Annotated in this window: 17 protein-coding genes; 11 read left to right on the top strand and 6 right to left on the bottom strand. The window is 42.3% G+C overall.

Annotated features, from left to right (window positions below; genetic code table 11):
- The first annotated feature begins 5 nt into the window (after nucleotides 1–5).
- The 4 genes from BMW86_RS05530 (at nucleotide 6) to BMW86_RS05515 (ending at nucleotide 4,027) form a co-directional block, all read left to right on the top strand.
- Complete coding sequence (locus tag BMW86_RS05530) at nucleotides 6–1,340, top strand: ABC transporter permease (RefSeq protein WP_089779744.1); 1,335 nt, start codon at nucleotides 6–8, stop codon at nucleotides 1,338–1,340.
- Nucleotides 1,333–2,802: a TolC family protein gene (locus BMW86_RS05525; protein WP_089779742.1), complete on the top strand. Its 1,470-nt coding sequence runs from the start codon at nucleotides 1,333–1,335 to the stop codon at nucleotides 2,800–2,802. The genes BMW86_RS05530 and BMW86_RS05525 overlap by 8 nt, the downstream gene beginning before the upstream one ends.
- Before the next feature lie 31 nt (nucleotides 2,803–2,833).
- Nucleotides 2,834–3,448 carry a hypothetical protein gene (locus tag BMW86_RS05520; protein WP_143056492.1) on the top strand — a complete coding sequence of 205 codons (615 nt, stop codon included), beginning with the start codon at nucleotides 2,834–2,836 and terminating at the stop codon, nucleotides 3,446–3,448.
- 66 nt (nucleotides 3,449–3,514) lie between these two features.
- Nucleotides 3,515–4,027, top strand: coding sequence for a GNAT family N-acetyltransferase (locus BMW86_RS05515; protein ID WP_089779738.1), 513 nt, complete (start codon nucleotides 3,515–3,517; stop codon nucleotides 4,025–4,027).
- A gap of 302 nt (nucleotides 4,028–4,329) precedes the next feature.
- Here BMW86_RS05515 and BMW86_RS05505 read toward each other — a convergent pair whose 3' ends face one another.
- Nucleotides 4,330–5,826, bottom strand: coding sequence for a DUF6600 domain-containing protein (locus tag BMW86_RS05505; RefSeq protein WP_089779734.1), 1,497 nt, complete (start codon nucleotides 5,824–5,826; stop codon nucleotides 4,330–4,332).
- A gap of 495 nt (nucleotides 5,827–6,321) precedes the next feature.
- Here BMW86_RS05505 and atpD point away from each other — a divergent pair, with 495 nt between their 5' ends.
- The gene (atpD, locus tag BMW86_RS05500; RefSeq protein WP_089779732.1) at nucleotides 6,322–7,824 is read left to right on the top strand and encodes a F0F1 ATP synthase subunit beta; all 1,503 of its coding nucleotides are present in this window, start codon (nucleotides 6,322–6,324) and stop codon (nucleotides 7,822–7,824) included.
- Between the two features lie 4 nt (nucleotides 7,825–7,828).
- Complete coding sequence (gene atpC / locus BMW86_RS05495; protein WP_089779730.1) at nucleotides 7,829–8,080, top strand: ATP synthase F1 subunit epsilon; 252 nt, start codon at nucleotides 7,829–7,831, stop codon at nucleotides 8,078–8,080.
- A gap of 609 nt (nucleotides 8,081–8,689) precedes the next feature.
- Here the strand turns inward: atpC and BMW86_RS05490 are convergent.
- Nucleotides 8,690–9,244 carry a YqgE/AlgH family protein gene (locus BMW86_RS05490; protein WP_089779728.1) on the bottom strand — a complete coding sequence of 185 codons (555 nt, stop codon included), beginning with the start codon at nucleotides 9,242–9,244 and terminating at the stop codon, nucleotides 8,690–8,692.
- Nucleotides 9,245–9,710: 466 nt separating this feature from the next.
- On the opposite strand from BMW86_RS05490, the gene BMW86_RS05485 reads away from it, so the two are divergent.
- The 3 genes from BMW86_RS05485 to BMW86_RS05475 are packed head-to-tail and all read left to right on the top strand — an operon-like array spanning nucleotide 9,711 to nucleotide 12,715.
- Nucleotides 9,711–11,072 carry a sensor histidine kinase gene (locus BMW86_RS05485; RefSeq protein ID WP_255372855.1) on the top strand — a complete coding sequence of 454 codons (1,362 nt, stop codon included), beginning with the start codon at nucleotides 9,711–9,713 and terminating at the stop codon, nucleotides 11,070–11,072.
- A 14-nt stretch (nucleotides 11,073–11,086) separates the two neighbouring features.
- Nucleotides 11,087–11,899, top strand: coding sequence for a HesA/MoeB/ThiF family protein (locus BMW86_RS05480; RefSeq protein ID WP_089779726.1), 813 nt, complete (start codon nucleotides 11,087–11,089; stop codon nucleotides 11,897–11,899).
- Nucleotides 11,900–11,914: 15 nt separating this feature from the next.
- Complete coding sequence (locus BMW86_RS05475) at nucleotides 11,915–12,715, top strand: alpha/beta hydrolase (protein ID WP_089779724.1); 801 nt, start codon at nucleotides 11,915–11,917, stop codon at nucleotides 12,713–12,715.
- Here the strand turns inward: BMW86_RS05475 and BMW86_RS05470 are convergent.
- Nucleotides 12,695–13,606: a S66 peptidase family protein gene (locus BMW86_RS05470; protein WP_089779722.1), complete on the bottom strand. Its 912-nt coding sequence runs from the start codon at nucleotides 13,604–13,606 to the stop codon at nucleotides 12,695–12,697. The two genes, BMW86_RS05475 and BMW86_RS05470, sit on opposite strands and share 21 nt — an antisense overlap.
- Nucleotides 13,607–13,728: 122 nt before the next feature.
- On the opposite strand from BMW86_RS05470, the gene metG reads away from it, so the two are divergent.
- A complete protein-coding gene (gene metG / locus BMW86_RS05465; protein WP_089779720.1) occupies nucleotides 13,729–15,819 on the top strand; it encodes a methionine--tRNA ligase in 2,091 nt (696 codons plus the stop codon).
- Between the two features lie 316 nt (nucleotides 15,820–16,135).
- On the opposite strand, the gene BMW86_RS05460 is transcribed toward metG, so the two are convergent.
- The 3 genes from BMW86_RS05460 to BMW86_RS05445 all read right to left on the bottom strand — a co-directional run bounded on the left by BMW86_RS05460 (nucleotide 16,136) and on the right by BMW86_RS05445 (nucleotide 18,603).
- On the bottom strand, nucleotides 16,136–16,651 hold the full coding sequence (locus BMW86_RS05460; RefSeq protein WP_089779718.1) for a hypothetical protein: 516 nt from the start codon (nucleotides 16,649–16,651) through the stop codon (nucleotides 16,136–16,138).
- Nucleotides 16,638–17,171 (bottom strand): hypothetical protein, encoded by a 534-nt coding sequence (locus BMW86_RS05455; RefSeq protein ID WP_143056491.1) that lies wholly within the window; start codon nucleotides 17,169–17,171, stop codon nucleotides 16,638–16,640. Before BMW86_RS05455 ends, BMW86_RS05460 begins: the two co-directional genes overlap by 14 nt.
- A 235-nt stretch (nucleotides 17,172–17,406) precedes the next feature.
- A complete protein-coding gene (locus BMW86_RS05445; RefSeq protein ID WP_255372854.1) occupies nucleotides 17,407–18,603 on the bottom strand; it encodes a Fic family protein in 1,197 nt (398 codons plus the stop codon).
- A 23-nt stretch (nucleotides 18,604–18,626) separates the two neighbouring features.
- Between BMW86_RS05445 and BMW86_RS05440 the strand changes: the two genes are divergently transcribed.
- Nucleotides 18,627–21,026: a 3-hydroxyacyl-CoA dehydrogenase/enoyl-CoA hydratase family protein gene (locus BMW86_RS05440; RefSeq protein WP_089779711.1), complete on the top strand. Its 2,400-nt coding sequence runs from the start codon at nucleotides 18,627–18,629 to the stop codon at nucleotides 21,024–21,026.

Raw genomic sequence — 21,026 nt, 5'->3', positions numbered from 1 at the left:
CGAACATGTTAGACCGTAATTTCAACAATCTGTACATCGCCCTGGATTCTCTTGGGGCCAACAGACTGCGTTCTTTTCTGACTGCCCTCGGGATTATTTTCGGTGTATCTGCTGTAATAGCCATGCTGGCTATTGGTAAAGGTGCAAAGGAAGAAATCATGAACCAGATGAAACTGGTGGGGGTAAATAATATTGTGATCAAACCTAAATCACAGGAGAAAAAAGATGAACCACAACAGCAGCAATCATCATCTGCCAAAAAAGAAGAAGGGAGTAAGAACCGTTTTTCCAAAGGACTAAGTCTGGCTGATGCAGAAAGCATTCGTAGAATGTTACCTACCGTATCTGCTATCAGTCCGGAGATGATCTCAGAACAAAACATTATTTACGGCAGTAAAAGCAGTAAGCTGAAAGTAGTCGGCATCCAACCTGCTTTCTTTGGTATCAACAATATCAAACTGGGTGCCGGTATTATATTTAATGAACGGGAGCAGCAATCCGGTGATGCAGTCTGTATCATTGGCAGTGATGTAAAACGTAAGTTTTTCATTTCCGAAGATCCTTTAGGTAAAACGATTAAGTGTGGTGATCAGTGGTTGAAAATTATAGGCGTTACTGAAGAGAAAATGATCAGTAATGCCACTAAAGAAAACCTCGGTATCCGTGATTATAATCTGGATATTTATATTCCTATACAAACCTCTCTTGTAAGGTTTAAAAACCCTTCTCTTTATCTGGGTACACCCGATGACGGTTTCCAGGAACAGGGGCCTTCTTCCAATATCATTTTTCATCAGCTGGACCAGCTAGTGATACAGGTAGCAGAAACAGATGCTTTGTCTGCATCTGCGGCTATCGTAAGTCGTATGCTGCGTCGAAGGCATAATGATGTACTGGATTTTGAGATCACTATTCCGGAACAACTGCTGAAACAACAACAGAAAACAAAAGATGTATTCAATATTGTGTTAAGTGCGATTGCCGGTATTTCATTGCTGGTAGGGGGTATTGGGATCATGAACATCATGCTGGCTTCTGTACTGGAGCGTACACGTGAAATAGGTATCCGTATGGCATTGGGCGCACAGAAAAGTGATATCGTGATGCAGTTCCTTTTTGAAGCGGTACTGATCAGTCTTTCGGGTGGTATCATCGGTGTATTGCTGGGAGTGTCCGGCGCTTACCTGGTAGATAAGCTGGCGGATATTCATACACTGATCTCCGGTATCTCTATCGTTTTATCTTTCCTGCTGGCATCAGCTGTAGGACTGATATTTGGTATTTCTCCCGCCCGCAAGGCGGCTCAAAAGAATCCTATTGAATGCTTACGCCATGACTAAAATATTATTGCCTCTTTTGCTTGTTTGCTCTACTACGTTTGCGCAACAGACATTATCATTAAATGATGTGGTGCAGCAGGCACAAAAGAATTCACCTTCTTATTACAAAGCACGCAGTAATGCGTTGAACAGTCTGTATGCTTATCGTTATTATGCAGCAGGCCGTCGTCCGCAGCTGAAGCTGACGGCCAATAACAGCAGCAGTTTCCTGGGTAGTACGCAAAGTATACAACAGCCGGATGGTACATATGCTTTTAGCCGTAGTTCTTATTCCTATAGTTTTGCAGGGTTATCAGCAGATCAGATCGTACCGTTTACCGGTGGTCAGTTATCGCTGGCTACTAACTTACAGCGGAATGATGTATATGATCCCAGCAGAGATATCAGTTATTTATCTGTCCCGTTTTCTGTGAATTATTCTCAGCCTATGATCCTGTATAATCCTTATCGCTGGGATAAGAAAATTCAACCGTTGTTGTTTGAAGGATCGAAGAAGCAATATATAGAAGATTTAGAGCGTGCAGCATTACAGGCGAATGGTTATTTCTTTGATGCATTAGCAGCCCAGCAACGGGAGAAAATCCTGTTGCAGAATGTGGCGAATACAGATACGTTGTATAAAATCTCTAAAGGGAGATATGAGCTGGGGAAGATAGCAGAAAATGAGTTATTACAGATAGAGTTGAACTTGTTGAATGCACGTAATAGTCTGGAGCAGGCTACGCTGAATAAAGAGATTGCCTATCGTGGTTTGACGCAGTTTCTGAATATGCCTAAGAACAGTGCGGTGGATGTTGCACCACCTTCGAACGTACCTACTTTACAGATTTCAGTTGATTCTGCGCAGCGGGAAGCCATGGATAATCGTCAGGCGGTATTATCTTTCCGTTTGCAGCGTTTACAGGCTGCACAACAGGTGGCGGAGGCAAAAGGAAATAACGGGTATGAGCTGAATCTGTCTGCGAATTTTGGTCAGGCCAGGCAGGGGAATACCTTTAAGCAGGCGTATAGTGGTAATACTTTGCAGCAGAACCAGTTATTATCTGTGGGGGTGGCTATTCCTATTGTAGACTGGGGCAAGGCGCGTAATAAGATCCGGCAGGCGAAAGCCAACCAGGAGTTGGTGGAGATAGATGTGCAGCAGCAGGAGCGTAGTTTTGAGCAGGAGATTTATTTACAGACACAGCAGTTCAATATCCAGCAGAAATTATTTGCCAGTGCTGCCAAGGCGGATACGATTGCGGCGCAGCGGTATGAGATTACCAAACAGCGGTATTTTATAGGGAAGATCTCTATTACAGATCTGAACCTTGCGCAGCAGGAAAAAGATCAGGCGAGTCAGAATTATATTGATGCCCTGCGTGCTTTCTGGAATGCTTATTATACGGTGCGTTTGCTCACTTTGTATGATTTTGAGAGAAAGGACAAAATTAAGTATGACTTTGTAGAGCGTACAAAGTAGCTTCTGGCATTATTTTTTCTATCTCGCTGATATGAAGCGACATATAGGGTATTCTATTGTGATCATTTTCCTTGTTATTTTCCTGGTGATGAGTTATTCCAGGGAGCAGAAACGCATTAAGCAGGTGCTGTCTCAGAATGAGCGTCTGTTGAATGAGAACCGTCAGCTACAGGAATCTCTGGATCTTAGCAGCAGGACTTCCCAGCAGATAGAAAGCCGCCATGAGGTACAGGAGCGTACCGAAGTAGCGCAGCAGGGGACCTTTGTGGAGAGGCGTACGTATTTCCGTAAGAACTGGAAACAGTTTATTACAGTGAGTACAAGTGATTATCATACCCGTTTGCTTGGGGGGATTAAGGATTTAAAGGTGATTGTAAGGAATCAGACAGAGTATCCGCTGGATAATGTGGTGGTTTCTGTGCAGTACCTGAGGGGGAATGGAGAAGTGTTTAAAACGGAGCAATATACGGTCAATAATGTACCGGCTAAAGGGATACAGTCAGTGAGTGCTGCGGATAGCAGGAAGGGGCAGAAAGTGGAGATTACGCTGGTAAGTATTACCAGTCAGCCAATGAACTTTTGCTGGGCGGTTAATAAGCCGGCTCCGGCAGGAAATGATGATCCTTATATGTGTGTACAGAATTAGGTGTTAGTCTTCTTAATAATTCTGATCATGTATACATCTTAATAGTTGTTTTACCTTTGAGCTTACATGATCACTATCAGTACTTTACAGGTTATTCCTTCCGAAATAGCATCACTCTATGAGTTATCTTTCCCTATAGAGGAAAGGCGTAATTTATCTGCCCAGCAGGAGCTGCTGGAAGCTGGTGCTTTACAGTTACAGATAGTAAAGAACGATGATATCTTTGCCGGCTTTGTCTTTTGCTGGGTCTTAACAGATTTTATCTTTATAGAACATTTTGCCATTGATACCAGCCAGCGGGGTGGCGGTATAGGCAGTAAGGTGATGACCTTATTGCAGGCCCAATACCCCAGGATAGTATTAGAAGTAGAGCCACCTCATTCTACAGATGCCGAAAGGCGTATCAGGTTTTACGAAAGCCTGGGCTTTCAATCTTACCCATATATCTACCGGCAACCTTCTTACCTCGCCGGAGGGGCTCCTTTAGAGATGTTATTAATGCAAACCGGTATGTCTGCCGAAGAAGATACTTTCTCAGGGATCAGCATTGAAATTTACAGAGAAGTCTATGGTATTTAAGGTGTTATAAGCCTTAAAACTGGATGAATGTGTTCTGAACAGGGAGCTGAAGGCTTTCTGATGGCTCATTCTATCATCATTCCTTCATCACACCTATATCACTCCTATATCATTCTACCGGCATTCCTATATCCAAACGATATAGGAATGATGAAAGAATGCCGAAGGAATGAGCTTTCTGTGATGAAGGGATATAGGATTTCAATGGAAATCAATACCAATATGGATCTTGTAAGCACAAAAAAGGCGCTCCCACGAGGGACGCGCCTTTTGAAATGTATATATGAGAGTCGATGGTAACCTTAGTTCCTGTCACGTCCCTCGCGGGGCTGTGTTGCGGCTGGCTGAGAACGTGCAGGTTGTTCCTGTACACGTTGTGGTTGCGGAGCCGGTTGAGTACGAGGCTGTGCCTGTTGAACAGGGCGGGGCTGCTCTTGCGGCTGTACACGCTGTGGCTGCATTTGCTGCGGCTGTTGTGCTGGCCTGCTCGGCTGTGAAGGCATTACCCTTGGCTGTGTAATAGGCTGTGGCCTGTTATTGTTATCGTTATTCGCCGGTTGTATACGTCCGGGATTGTTATTATTCGATGGCTGTGTACGGCCAGGGAAATTGTTGTTATTGTTATCTGGCGTAACAGTACGGCCAGGGTTGTTATTGTTGTTGTTATTCACCGGTTGATTACGACCGGGGAAATTGTTGTTATTGTTATCTGGCGTAACAATACGGCCAGGGTTGTTATTATTGTTCACCGGCTGTGTACGACCAGGGAAGTTGTTGTTATTATTGTTAGGCGCCGGGTTTGTAACAGGACGACTTGGATTATTCGGTACCGGGTTCGTAACTGGCTGATTATTACCAGGTGTATTTACTCTTCCGGGTAAATAATTATTAGGTTGTCCGTTATTATTCCCAGGTGTAGGCCTGTTCATACCAGGATTAGGATTATTATTAGGCTGACTCACCCTGCCAGGTGTATTAGGCCTGTCAGAACCATTATTAGGACGGTTATCCCCGTTGGTAAAGTTATTACCACGTGAAGGCTGGCGAAGGCCCGCTTCCTGAGGACGATAGAACCTTACCTGATTACTTCCCACACTGGATCTGCCCGGACGGCTGTCATTGGTAACACGTAAAGGACGTACAGGAGCATTGGTAAAACGTTCCACATCCCTGGTAGCAGGACCGCGATAGTAAGTGCGGTTATTGATGATAGTAGTGTTATTAATGATAGTTGTATTATGATAGATGTTCACACGGCTGCCACGGTCTACATAATAACGGTTCACGTATGGGTTGGTGATGTACCGGCAAGGTACAAATGACCAGTAGGTAACCGGTAAGTTATAGCTCATGCCGATGGTCATACCGGGGCCAAGAGGCGCCCATCCGTAATAATCATCATTATTTCTCCAGCTCACCCATGCAGGACCCCATTCGGAGCCTGGGATCCATAACCAGCCGTAGCTGTTATCAAATGTCCAGCGGCCGTAGTGGAACGGAGCCCATCCCCAGTCGTAGTCAGACACCCATGTCCAGCCATAGTCGGTATATACCCAGTGACCCGCAGTAGAATAGGGCTGAAAGTCCGGGCCTGCATTAGGTTGCCATACTTCGCCGTAGCTACCGTAATCTATCCAGTTACCGTAAGGACTCAGTGCGGAATAGAACCCGCCGTCGTCAGATACCTGCTGGTAACCCTGTTGCGGCGCCCTTGCGGTCACGCAGGAAGTGATTCCTGGCAATGCACTGAAGGATGCTGCTATGATGGTGAAAGTGATATAATTTCTTATGTTTTTCATTGTCGTTTGTTTTAAGGTAGTAGTTGCTATGTTGTTTAATTGTCCCGGAGTTTGTACAGTTGTACTAAGCTTGTTGAAGACTGTCAGTTTTAATTGTGAATACTATAGGCTTTAAGGCTGGCTTGGCGCATCTCTTTGTGATGGAACGGTGTCAGATGTTAGCTTGCACTAAATAAAACAATTATTGTGCCTGATCATTTAAAACAGCTACAGTGGCGGATTTAACCAAAAAGAGGGAGTGTATTTTAACAAAACCTTTTATTTTAAAGAAAGCTAATTTGAGAAGGGGGATAGGTATGGTATTATTTATTTTGTATATTTGAAATATCCTTTCAACCACCTTTGTGCGATACATCTCTCTGGTGGCGGTTCTTTGCAGAAGAGCAAATACCGCAGGCGATTCTTTGCGCTTATTTTGAATTTCCCCTATTAACAGTTACCTTTGCGCAAATTTAACAAATCGCTCATTTTAGCATTTATAAACCTCTTTAAAATATGCCTAACACAGGTAAGATCAAGCAAATTATCGGTGCAGTGGTGGACGTCCACTTCGATGGACAGTTGCCCGAAATCTACAACGCACTGGAAATTACCCGCGAAAATGGTCAGAAAGTAGTACTTGAAGTGCAACAGCACCTTGGAGAAGACAGTGTTCGTTGCGTAGCAATGGACTCTACAGACGGTTTCGTTAGGGGAATGGCTGTAACAGACAAGGGTACTCCAATTAAAATGCCGGTAGGCGATCATATTAAAGGACGTTTGTTCAACGTGGTAGGAGAGGCGATCGACGGTCTGGGTGATATCGATACCACCAATGGTTATTCTATCCACCGTAAACCGCCAAAATTCGAAGATCTGGCAACAGATACAGAAGTATTGTTTACAGGTATCAAGGTAATTGACCTGATCGAACCATACGCAAAAGGTGGTAAGATTGGTTTGTTTGGTGGTGCTGGTGTGGGTAAAACCGTACTGATCCAGGAGCTGATCAACAATATCGCAAAAGGATATGAAGGTTTATCTGTATTCGCAGGTGTTGGAGAGCGTACCCGTGAAGGGAACGATCTGATGCGTGAAATGATCGAAGCAGGTATCGTAAAATATGGTGAGAAATTCAACGAATCCATGGAACATGGTGGTTGGGACCTCAGCGCTGTAAATATGGAAGAACTGAAGAAATCTCAGGCAACTTTCGTATTCGGACAAATGAACGAGCCACCAGGTGCCCGTGCACGTGTGGCATTATCCGGTCTTACTATGGCGGAATATTTCCGTGATGGTGATGGTTCTGCAGGTAGTGGTCGTGATATCCTTTTCTTCGTAGATAACATCTTCCGTTTCACACAGGCAGGTTCTGAAGTATCCGCACTGTTAGGCCGTATGCCTTCAGCGGTGGGTTATCAGCCAACACTGGCTACAGAAATGGGTCTGATGCAGGAACGTATCACTTCAACTAAAAATGGTTCAATCACTTCCGTACAGGCGGTTTATGTACCTGCGGATGACTTGACTGACCCTGCTCCGGCTACAACATTTGCTCACCTGGATGCTACCACCGTACTGGATCGTAAGATCTCCGATCTTGGTATCTATCCTGCTGTGAGCCCGCTGGAATCTACTTCACGTATCCTTAGCCCTTCTATCGTGGGTGAAGCACATTACAACTGTGCACAGAGAGTGAAAATGATTTTACAACGTTACAAGGAGTTACAGGATATCATTGCAATTCTTGGTATGGATGAATTAAGTGATGAAGATAAGTTAACGGTATCGCGCGCACGTCGTGTACAACGTTTCTTATCACAGCCATTCCACGTAGCAGAACAGTTCACCGGTCTGAAAGGTGTACTGGTACCTATCGAAGAAACTATCAAAGGATTTAACATGATCATGGATGGTGAAGTAGATGAGTATCCTGAAGCTGCGTTTAACCTTGTAGGTAATATCGAAGCGGCAATAGAAAAAGGTAAGAAACTGCTTGAATCAGCTAAAAACTAATTGTATGTTATTAGAGGTATTAACACCTGAAAGAAAAATTTATTCCGGCGAAGTGTACGGCGTACAATTGCCTGGTATAGACGGTTCTTTCGAAGTGCTGGACAAGCATGCACCATTAATCGCTGCCCTGGGAAAAGGCAAGATGAAAGTGTTGAAAGATAAAACAAGCAACGAATTCTATACAATAGAAGGCGGGTTTGTTGAAGTGTTGAGGAATAAAGCTACAGTGCTTGTAGAAGGTGCCGTTGCGCAATAGTTTTCAGCTTACATTTTTAGCATAAAATAACAGGCCGGGTATGATTACCCGGCCTTCGTTTTGTCCTAACTATTCCAATCTAATTATTAATGGCCAAAGCGCAGTAGGATTACCGGCTAAGGCGTCTTACAAATCAGACCCACGCTGCACAGAATAATAAAATTCTGCAGCCGCAATTGGGCCCGTTCCTATGAAAATGAATGTCTTATGTACCTCAAAGCACAGCCATAACCCCCATAGAAAGGGCTGCAGCTATTTATATTTTAGTTGTTAAAAAGTCTTAGTCCAGGAAGGATTGCAAAATCTGAAATCAGATTTGCCCTTCATAGGTATATATATTCGGTTAAATAGTTTTCTCTCTAGATCCTCATATGTCTGATATACAGGGTTATAACAATGGATTGTGCGTATTCAGTGATTCTATTGCATAGGCAAGATATTCGATTTTTTTTAAATATCCTCTTGTGTCACGACTGTTTTGGACAAGAATGCGCAGGCGATGACGTTAGTCATTGGACCTCAAAGTGTAGGCTGTAAATTTTTTTTTTCTTTTTTTTCCACAGCCTGTTAGTAAGGCCATGTTTCAGGTACGGTGGAGTATATACGATACTAATTCAGGAGCGGGTCTATCGGGAAATTGGCCATGATGGCAAAGTTGCTCCCCAAATTCTTTAAAGCCTGTTTCCAGATGTTTTGTTCTTCTTCTTCAAATATGATAGAAATGTCGCTTGTAGAGGTGATCCAGGATTTATCATTCATCTCATTTTCAAGCTGTCCGCTACTCCATCCGCTATAACCGATGAAGAATTTGATCTTTGTAAGGTCCAGTTTTCCACTATTGATTAATGATACTACTGTATCAAATTCTCCTCCCCAGTAAACGCCTTTAATGATTTCAAAACCACCTTTGATCAATTCAGGTTGCTGGTGAATAAAATGAATGGTATCTATTTGTACGGGGCCGCCATAAAACACAGGGATAGTGTTTACCAGTATTTCTGGTACCAGGTCATTCAATTGCTGATCAAATAATTTATTGAGAACAAAGCCAAAGCTACCTTTTGTATCCTGATGTTCACAAAGCAATACAACTGTGCGTGCGAAATTCGGATCTTTCAGAAAGGGATCTGCTATCAGTAATGTACCAGGCGATAATGAAACCATACACAATCAATTTTATCACTAAATCAAATTTAACTAATTGAGCGCAAGTAGAATAGTATTTGTTGCTATAGAAACCTTAAAATTTGGTGGGGGGTATACCAAATAATAAAGGAGGCTAGAAAGCCTCCTTACCATTTTATCAACCAAAATCTAAATCGCTTATGGAGTCAAGTCCATTTCGATGTATGTAGAAATTTAAAAATTTGCTTGTTTGTTATCAACCTGTACATCAAATTTGATACCAGTTTGATAAGGCAAATGTACATAAAGAAGATCAATTACAAGTGTAATTACCCAGTTAAAATTACGTTAAAGTGATGCTTTATTGTTAAACTCAATACAGTAAAAGGTTCCAGCGTATTAATTTTGTATTAACGTTGCTATAGCAAATATTAATTTTTAACAATTTTTACGATGGCAGCCTCAATGATTGTAAGTATCTTGTGCGTTTTACATTTAATGTAGCATGGTACCACTGAAGAAAGTATTTCCCGTGATTGTGGTGTTAATTACACTATCCCTGCTTGGGGTCATTTATATCCAGGCAAACTGGCTATATAATGCCTCGCTGGTCCGCCGGGAGCAGATGGAGGAAAAGACCAACAACAGCTTTAATACCGTAAGGGAACAGCTGATAGCCCGCCAGGGACCTCCTATGCGGTTTAAAGTGAATGGCACTACTATCCGGCCTACGGAGAAAGGACTGGCTATTGATAAATATGAGCTGGCTAACGGGTTCTTTAATGTGAACATCAGTGACCGCTTTACTACAGATGAAGTACAGAAGCTGATATACAGCAGCTTACGTAAAGAACACCTGGATACAACCTTCGAATTTGCCATTATAGGCAAAGGAGATTTCGATAATAACGGGGTGAAAATGCAATCAGAAGGTCTTCGTAGAATGGTTACCAAAGCCAATTACGACAGCGCCGGTTATAATATCCATTATATCCCCCTGTTGTCTACTTTCGAAAACCTGACAGGGGAGACAGAAACCCTGTACATTATCCAGCCTAAAAATAATCTGTTGTTGTTGCTGTCACTGGGCAGAATGATGGGTATCGGGCTGTTGTTTACTGCGGTTATTATCACAGCGTTTATCCTTACCATCCGCACCATGTTAAATCAGAAGAAAATCTCCGAGATCAAATCTGACTTTATCAATAACATGACGCATGAACTGAAAACACCACTGGCTACTATTTCACTGGCTATTGATGCAATCGGTAATGAAAAGGTGATGAACAACAAAGAGAAAATCCAGTACTTCTCCGGTATCATCAAAGAAGAAAATAAACGTATGAACAAGCAGGTAGAAAGCATTCTGCAATCTGCACTGCTGGAGAAAAATGAGATCTCATTAAATCTGCAGGTAACAGATGCACATGAAGTGATTCAGCATACGATAGATAATATTCAGTTACAGTTAACAGCGAAGAATGGTCGTGCAGAAGTACGGTTAGATGCTATCAATCCTATCATACAGGCAGATGATGTGCATTTCTCCAACGTAATCTTTAACCTGCTGGATAATGCGATCAAATATTCAAAAGACAACCTTGAAGTAATGATCTCTACCTACAATACAAAAAAGAGTTTAGTCATTACGATTACAGATAACGGCATCGGGATGAGCCGCGATACGATTTCCCGTATCTTTGAAAAGTTTTACCGCGCACATACAGGTAATGTACATAACGTGAAAGGATTTGGTTTAGGATTGAGTTATGTAAAAGCAATTGTTGATGCACATAAGGGTAAGATAAAAGTAGAGAGTACACCGGGGAAGGGTAGTAAATTTACAATGGAGTTTCCACAGGAATAAAAACAGATCAACTTATGGCGTTAAGTGAAAAGGAACTACAGCATTTTAAACATGCGATAGCTGTTCCGGGTATGGGTGTTGCCATGCAGGAAAAGCTGAAGGATACAAGGATATTGGTAGTAGGTGCGGGCGGATTGGGATGCCCTGTCATTCAGTACCTGAGCAGTAGTGGTGTGGGGGTGATCGGCATTGCTGATTATGGTGTGATCAATGATGAGGATATGCATCGTCAGCCTATCTTCCAGGTACAGGACCTGCGTAAACATAAAGCTAAAATGGCGGCCAGCCGTTTATGGGCAAGTAATCCTTTTACAAAACATTATCCCCTGTTGTTACAGGTGAAACCGCAGAATATATTGCAGTTACTGGAAGGAATGGATTTTGTGATAGACTGTTCCCAGAATGTAGCTACACATCTGGTGATTAACGATGCCTGTATGGCTCAGGGCAAACCCTTTGTAATAGGGGAAGTGCATAACTGGGTATCCTGGTGGGCAGGGTATAATATCGCTCCAGCCAGTGGGGATGCGGCGGCTTCTTACCGTTGCTCTTTAGAGCTGACAGATGAGTACCGCAACTTTGATGCAGGTATCATTGGGGTTACGCATGGTGCTACGGGTATGATGATGGTGAATGAGATCCTGAAATATATTGCAGGTGTGCCGGATGGCCTTGCCAACAGGTTGTACAGCATGAATTATCTGCATAATGCCTATCAGTCGCATACCATTTATTCCAATGCCGCTGTGATTGCAGATACACTGGAAAGAGGATTGCTGACAGCAGAAGAATACGGGCTTGATATCGTTCCTGATATCGAAGACTAACTTAAAACAAACTGAATGTACCGTAAAAAAATACGCCCTGTACTTTTCTGGATACTGGTGATTTACCTGGTACCTGGTGCTGCTTTATACCTGCTGCAGAAGAAACTGATTTTTCATCCTGATGCATTGGCGGCAGACTACAAATTCCAGTTTGATGTTCCTTTTGAAGAAATAAAAATTCCGGTGAAAAAAGATGAGATCCTGAGTGCTGTATTATTCAAAGCAAAGGCCCCTAAAGGCATCGTCATTTACTTCCATGGTAATGCCAGGAATATCTCTAAATATGCCTCAAAAATGCCTGATTTCATCAATCATGGGTATGATGTGCTGATGATGGATTACCCTTCCTTCGGAAAGAGTACAGGTCCATTAGTGGAATCTGAGATTTATGCCAATGCATTGCATATGTATGAGATGGCGCGTCAGCGTTTTTCACCTGACAACATTATCATTTATGGCCGTTCTTTAGGGTCCGGTGTAGCCGCACAACTGGCCAGCATAAGGGACTGCAGGAGACTGGTTTTAGAAGCTCCTTATTACAGTATGACGGATATGGCTAACCGGTTTGCACCGATTTATCCTTACAGCCTGATGCTGCAATATAAATTCCCTACCAATGAATATCTGAAGAAAGTAACGGCCCCTGTAACGATTATTCATGGTACAGATGATCATACCGTGCCTATCTCTTCCGGTAAAAAACTGGAAGCGTTATTTAAGCCCGGAGATAAGTTCATTGCCATTGATGGCGCTGATCATAATGACCTGCATAAATATACCCGTTATCACCAGGCATTAGACAATGCGCTGCAATAACTTTGATTGTTTTTCGGTGACTGTCAGCTCATGTTCCATGCCTAACTTCAGTGTATAGTTTTCAGGCGTATGTCCGGAAGGGAAGCCAAAGCAGACGGGGTATTTATATTCTTTCACGATATCCCGGATAATCTCGTATTCTGTTTGCCCGAAAGGAGTGTTGGTTTCTTTACTGTCTGTAAAGGCACCTACGACTAATCCGGCCAGTTTATCCAGCCAGCCGGCCCTTTTCAGGTTATACATCATACGGTCTATGTTATACCGGTATTCCCCGATATCTTCCAGTAATAATATTTTACCCCTGGTGTTGGGCTGTGAACTGGTACCTGAGAGGTTGGCCAATAAGGATAAATTGCCACCCAGCAGTATGCCACTGGCTTTACCGGTACGGTTTAATTCGTGAGGGGCGCAGTTGTACTTTGCCGCTTTACCTTTCAGCGCCTGTTTCAGACTATCTACATATTCATTGCCAACAGTTTCCGGGGTAATCCCGCTGCACATCATGGAATGTATGGTAGGAATGCCGTATAATGACTGTATATGGGTGTGTAAGGTGGTCACATCACTGTATCCGCAGAGCCATTTGGGATGTTTCTTAAACCTGGTGAAATCAAGCTGATCAAGGATACAGACCATTCCATAACCTCCCCGTCCAAACACGATGGCTTTCATTTCGGTATCATCCAGCATATCCTGCAGTTCTTCCAGCCGCAGTTCATCCGGGGCGGAGAAATTATAGAAACTGGTACCTACCGTAATGCCCAGGTGTACACGGAATCCCCAGGAGTTGAATATGCCTGCGGCATATTCTGCCGCCTGCAGCTCCATTTTACTGCTGCTGCAGGTGATCCCTATCAGGTCTCCTTTTTTGAGATATGGTGGAATTTTCATTCTTCTATGCTTTAAGTTACCTTTGTCGATTAATACCCGACAGGGCTAAGTTGATAAATACTTTCGGCTCTTCCAAAAGCACAAAACAGAATTTCGATTATTTAAGTATTCTTTAAGCGAACATGGCAAAATTTAACAGATATCTAATAACGGCGGCACTGCCTTACGCCAATGGACCGGTTCACATCGGTCATCTGGCGGGTTGCTATTTACCTGCCGACATCTATGTACGCTACCTGCGTGCTAAAAAAGAGGATGTAAAGTTCATCGGCGGTACGGATGAACATGGGGTTCCTATCCTGATCAAGGCAATGAAGGAAAATGTGACGCCTCAGGATGTAGTAGATAAATATCATAAGATCATCTCCGATAGTTTTGCAGATATGGGTATCTCTTTTGATATCTTCTCCCGCACAACCAATCCCGTACATCATGAAACAGCAGCAGCCTTTTTTAAGAAGATGTATGATGATGGCCTGTTTGAGGAACATGAGTCAGAACAATATTACGATACGGTAAAGGATATGTTCCTGGCTGACCGTTATATCGTTGGTACCTGCCCTAATTGTGGCAATCCCAATGCATATGGAGACCAGTGTGAACGCTGTGGCTCTTCCCTGAGTCCGGAAGAACTGATCAACCCGCGTTCTACGCTCAGTGATGCTCCCCTGGTTAAAAAGCTGACCAAACACTGGTACATGCCTTTGCAGAACTATGAACCTTTCTTAAAAGAATGGTTACTGGATGGCCATAAGGAATGGAAAAACAACGTATATGGACAGTGTAAAAGCTGGTTGGATAGCGGTCTGCAAAGCAGGGCCATGACCCGCGACAGCAACTGGGGTATCAAAGTGCCTCTGCCTGATGCGGAAGGTAAAGTGTTGTATGTATGGTTTGATGCTCCTATCGGGTACATCTCAGCCACCAAAGAACTGACACCAGACTGGGCTGATTATTGGTGCAAGGACGATACCAAGCTGGTGCATTTTATCGGTAAGGATAATATCGTGTTCCATTGTATCATCTTCCCGGCTATGTTGAAGGCACACGGTAATTTCGTACTGCCCGAAAACGTTCCTGCCAACGAGTTCCTGAACCTGGAAGGAGAGAAGATCTCTACTTCCCGTAACTGGGCTGTATGGGTAGACGATTATGTAAAAGATTTCCCGGATCAGCAGGATGTATTGCGTTATGTATTATGCAGTACAGCTCCGGAAACAAAGGATAACGACTTTAGCTGGAAAGATTTCCAGACCCGTAATAACAGTGAATTAGCAGGTATCTTCGGCAACTTTGTGAATCGCGCTATGGTGATGATGCATAAGTTGTGTGGTGGTAAAGTACCTCCTTTTCATACGGAGCTGAAGAATGAAAGGGATGAAGCTTTAATCGCCACATTGCAGGAAAAGAAAGCTAAAATAGAGAACTCTATAGAAAACTATCGTTTCCGTGAAGCATTGGCAGAGATGATTGATGTGGCCCGTGCAGGGAATAAATACCTGCAGGAAAATGAACCATGGAACTTAGCTAAAACACCGGAATTGCAGGCTGTCAACCAGAAACAGATTGATAACTGTCTGCACCTTTCACTGCAGTTAACAGCTAATCTGGCCATTTTTGCGAATCCTTTCATGCCGTTCACGGCTAAAAAGATCTGCCACATGCTGAAAGTGGTAGATCGTATACTGGACTGGGAAAATGCAGGTAGTCTGAAACTGGTAAGTGTAGGGTATTCACTGCGTGCGCCTGAACTATTATTCAAAAAAGTAGAAGATGAGCAGGTAAACTCTCAGATAGAGCAGTTACATGCCAGACGTATTAAAGCTATGGAAGAACAAAAAGCTGCTGCTACACCCGTTGCAGAAAAGGTAGAAGCCGAACCGAAGGCAACAATTGAGTTTGATGATTTCGCAAAACTGGATCTGCGGGTAGGTACTATCCTTGAAGCAGAGAAAGTAGCTAAAGCGGATAAACTGCTGAAATTACTGGTAGATATAGGTACGGAAAAACGTACCGTAGTTTCCGGTATAGCACTGCATTTCACACCTGAAGAAGTAATAGGCAAACAGGTAACACTGGTAGCTAACCTGGCTCCCCGCAAAATGAGAGGTATTGAAAGCCAGGGAATGATCCTGATGGCGGAGAATGCAGCGGGTAAGCTGGTATTCGTGAACCCGGATGCGGCGGTGGATGCCGGTAGTGAGGTAAGGTAATAACGTATAATATTCTATTTTCATAACCCTTCTGAGGCGTACGCTTTGGAAGGGTTTTGTATTCTATAGAGTAGTTTTTTAAACGTATAAGTTTAAAAAATTGCACAAATTTAAACTTATACGTTTAAAATAAGATGAAAAAGGGGACTTGAAGATTCTGTCTGTTCTTAGCTAAGATAAAATCGCTATACGTTTTAAACATCGTATTGTATCAATTCAAATTCAGAACCAATTATCTACCAGCCTTAACTAAATCGGATAAAGGAGATTATGAAGAGCATTTGTAGTTAGCGAGAGCTTAAATTTTATTCAATGTCTAAATTACGACTTCTACTTTCGGGTGAACATTTGCTTCTTCTTGCTTTCGAAGTTTTCCATCATTCTTTAATTCTAAAGCTTTTTGTTTGGCTAATACTTGATACCAAAGAGGAGCAGGGAAATTATAATTAGAATGAATTTCTAATCGCATCATAATTTTTTCGTTCGGATCACGCCGATTATGGAGAATCTGACTAAGTTCAGATGGTTTAATGCTTATTTCTTCCGCAAAAGTTTTTCCACGTAATTCCAAACATTTCATATAAAAATCTAGAAAAAAGCTGAACTGATAATCTGAGTGCTTAGCAGTCAAAAATTTATTCATTTGAAATTTCAAACGTAAAAAGCGTAACCTCAATTTATCATCTTCTGATATTTTTTCCTTAGCTTTTTGGCGATAGTTACCGAATGCAGATAAATTCTCTATCTGCTGAGCAGGAGTCATGATTGGTGATTGAAAGGAAATATCTTCATCTATCCAAGACTTTCCCCCCTTTAATTTATCTGGTTTCATCTGAAATTGTTTTATCCATATATTCTTTAACTAATTCAATTGAATTGCGTGTATCAGACATCATTCTTTCGCCTAGCACGGCTATACTTCCAATATATTGAAAGCCATATTTTTTGTGAAAAAGGGAGGCTTTCTTATTCTTAGCAACTAAAGCTAAAAAACCTTCATGGCCATATTCATCTGATAATAATGCAGCAAAGCCAAGCAGACAGCCACCAATTCGTCCTAACCCCTTCTCTTTGCCCTGATTTTCTTTACTGATCTCAAGGACATCAATTTCCAAATAATCATGACCGGGCTCTGGACGATCAATTACTCGCATTAGCCCCAAAACTTCTTTAGCCCCATTAATATAAAGCTTATACACTTCTTCACCTTTGTATTTGCTCCAATCAAAATAAAATCTTTGACTTTTTTTTAAGCCAGCGAATTCTTTCAGTTCGACTCTCCCAATTTCCACATCAAACTTCTCACCAGTCTGTTTATCTTCAACATACATTTTTCTACTTTCTTTTATCAAAGATACAAAATAATTAACAGATTTTGTAAATATTTACATTATTTGTAAATAAAATAAAAACTCAAGAGATTGATTTTTATTGTTTTGTAAATAAAATAAAATAAAAATAAACTCTGTTGGTATTCGCGTTGGATAACGTACTCCCAGAAGGGCGCTTTACTATTAATTTGTGGGTCACCATTTTTACTTGTCTTGTATAGCTGTTTAAAACCTCTCCCCATTTGGCTATGTCGTTTCAGGTATTATCATTCACATCTTTTAATTTATAGGATGTATTTCTTCCTCCTCCATCAGCTTTTATCAAAATATTTTTATTGACTAAATCATTGATGTCTCTTAATGCTGTATCAGTAGAGCAATTGTTCATTTTAGCCCACTTAGATACATTGAGATTCCCGAAGAAATCATCCAGTAATACATTCACCATTTTTAGTTGTCTGACGTTAAATTGAGTTTCCTGATGTTTTTCCCAGAACTCAGTCCTTGTCATAATCTTCCCAAGAATCTGATCAGTGCTGTCCATGGACCTGTGAAGGCAATCCAGAAACCATTTTAACCAACCTGTTATATCAAGAGATCCTTTTTGTGTACTCTCCAATATGTTATAATACTCAGTTCGTTCTTTCTGTATCTGGGCAGACATACTGTAAAACCTTTGTGCAGTCTGATCTGCATGGGCTAACTGCATATCTGTAATGGCACGTGTGATCCTGCCATTTCCATCTTCAAAAGGATGGATGGTTACAAACCATAAATGGGCAATACCGGCTTTTATAACAGGATCTATTTCCTGTTTATCATTAAACCAGTTTAAAAAAGCAGACATTTTCTTAGGTATCTGATGTACATCAGGTGCTTCAAAATGTATCTTTTCGTTCCCTATCATTCCTGAAACAACCTGCATAGGACCATTTCTCCAGGCACCTGTTGTTATCTGATACCCAGCAGGGAACATGGAATGATGCCATCCATAAAGACGATCTTCTGTTAAAGCCGCATCATATTTTTGAGTAGCATCCAGCATCATTTCAACAACTCCCTCAACATGACGATCTGCTGGTATCAGGCCACCAATATCAATTCCAAGACGTTTGGCAATAGAAGAACGAACCTGTTCAGGATTCAATATATCACCCTCAATCTCACTTGATTTCAATACATCCAGCGTGAGCGTTTGCAGGATAGCTTCTTCCTTCAGATTAAACCCGACAGCATTCATCTGCCCAAGTATTTTACCCTGCCGGTATCTTACTTCAGCCAGTTTTGTTGCCAGTTTTTCGTAATCCCAGGTAAATTCAGGCCATCTGTTTAGCTCATAGATATACATATTCGCCGCATTTATGCGGTGAATATAGTCATTATTCGCCGCATATGGAACATTCCTACCATGTTCTAAAAACTCTATAAGTCCCGCAAAAAATGCTAAATTCATTTCTCGATTAATTAAGACTTTCTATGAAAAGACACATCAATAAGGTGGCCGTTTTAGGTTCAGGAGTAATGGGTTCCCGTATTGCAGCCCATTTTGCAGGGATAGGAGTACAGGTGTTGTTGCTGGATATAGCCCCTAAAGAATTAAATGAAGCGGAAACTAAAAAGGGCCTGTCGCTGGACAGCAAAGCCGTTAAGAACCGCATTGTAAATGATGCCTTACAGTCCACGCTGAAGGCTAACCCATCCCCGGTTTACACAAAAGATGTGATCAAATACATCCGCACAGGCAACTTTACGGATGATATGAAAGAAATAGGCGGATATGACTGGATCATAGAAGTTGTAGTAGAGAACCTGGCTGTAAAGAAAACAGTGTTCGATGAGGTAGAGAAATACCGCAAACCCGGTACACTCATCACTTCAAATACTTCCGGCATTCCTATTCATCTTATGACCGAAGGCCGGAGTGAAGATTTCCGGAAACATTTCTGCGGTACACACTTCTTCAACCCTCCACGTTACCTGCGTTTATTAGAAATTATTCCCACTCCGCATACAGATAAGGAAATTGTGGATTTCCTGATGCACTACGGTGATCTTTACCTCGGTAAAACAACTGTACTCTGCAAAGATACGCCTGCGTTCATCGCCAACAGGGTAGGGGTGTTCTCTATCATGGTTATCTTCCATATCATGCAGGAAATGGGCCTGAATATAGATGAAGTGGATGCACTCACCGGACCGGTAATAGGTCATCCTAAATCGGCTACTTTCCGTACTGCCGATGTAGTGGGTATTGATACGCTGGTGAAAGTAGCAAATGGAGTAGCAGAAAACTGCCCTGCCGATGAAGCAAAAGAGATCTTTGTCATCCCTCCTTTCCTGCAGAAAATAGTAGAGAACAAATGGCTGGGTGATAAAACAGGACAAGGGTTTTATAAAAAGACCAAAGGGGAAGGTGGTAAGGAAATCCTTACACTGAATTTGCAAACGATGGAATATGGCCCCCGTCAGAAATCCAAGTTTGCCAGTATAGAAGCTGCGAAGCCGGTAGAAGACCTGAAACAGCGTATGAAGATGCTGTCTGCAGCTACCGATAAAGCAGGATTATTCTATCAGCAATTCAACTCCTACCTGTTTTCATATATCTCTCACCGTATCCCTGAAATTGCAGATGATATCTACAAAGTAGATGATGCCATGAAAGCAGGTTTCGGATGGGAAATGGGTCCTTTCGAAATATGGGACCTTTTAGGAGTAGAAGCCAGCGTGAAACTGCTGGAAGAAAAAGGACGTACCGTAGCTACATGGGTGAAAGATATGCTGGCCAAGGGTATCAAAAGTTTCTACAAAATTGATAACGGTAAGAAGTTCTATTATGATATTGCCAGTCAGGCTTACAAACTGTTGCCTGGTGCTGATACATTTATCATACTGGAAAACCTTTCCGGAAATATAGTGTGGAAGAACAGTGCCTGTAACCTGTACGACTTAGGTGATGGCATCGTTTCCCTCGACTGGAAAACTAAAATGAATACGATTGGCGGTGAGGTACTGGAAGGTGTGAATAAAGCAATTGATCGTGCGGAAAAAGATTTCCGTGGATTGATATTAGCGAATGATGGCGCTAACTTCTCTGCCGGTGCCAATGTAGGTATGATCTTCATGCTGGCCGCAGAACAGGAATTCGACGAGCTGGATATGGCCGTACGTTTATTCCAGAAAACAACTATGCGTTTACGTTATTCTGCTATACCAACAATCGTAGCGCCTCATGCACTGACATTGGGTGGTGGTTGTGAAATGTGTTTACATGCAGATAAAGTACAGGCAGCAGCTGAATCTTATATAGGTTTAGTGGAGTTAGGAGTTGGATTGATTCCCGGTGGTGGTGGTACCAAAGAAATGGCAGTACGTGCCAGTGATGAATTCAAGGAAGGTCGTATAGAAGAAGAGCCGTTGAAAGATCGCTTTATGACAGTAGCGATGGCGAAAGTAAGTACTTCGGCACACGAAGCTTATGAACTGGGTATTCTGCGTAAAGGTCATGATGAAATTACCATGAACCTGAGCAGGCAGATCGCAGATGCCAAACGCAGTGTGTTGCAGATGGCCGATGAAGGGTATAGCCGTCCGGTAGAAAGAAAAGATATTAAAGTGCTGGGCCGTACCGGCCTGGGAATGCTGCTGACAGGCGTTCACAGTATGCGCTTTGCTAATTATATTTCAGATCATGATGCAAAGATTGCAGGTAAATTAGCCTATGTAATGTGTGGCGGGGATTTGTCAGAATCTACGATTGTAAGTGAGCAGTATCTGTTGGATCTTGAAAGAGAAGCTTTCCTTAGCCTGGCAGGAGAGCGTAAAACATTAGAGCGACTGCAAAGTGTATTGAAAACAGGGAAGCCAATAAGAAATTAA

Source organism: Chitinophaga sp. YR573, from assembly GCF_900110995.1.
Classification (GTDB): domain Bacteria; phylum Bacteroidota; class Bacteroidia; order Chitinophagales; family Chitinophagaceae; genus Chitinophaga.
This window is presented reverse-complemented; position numbering and strand designations above follow the sequence as displayed.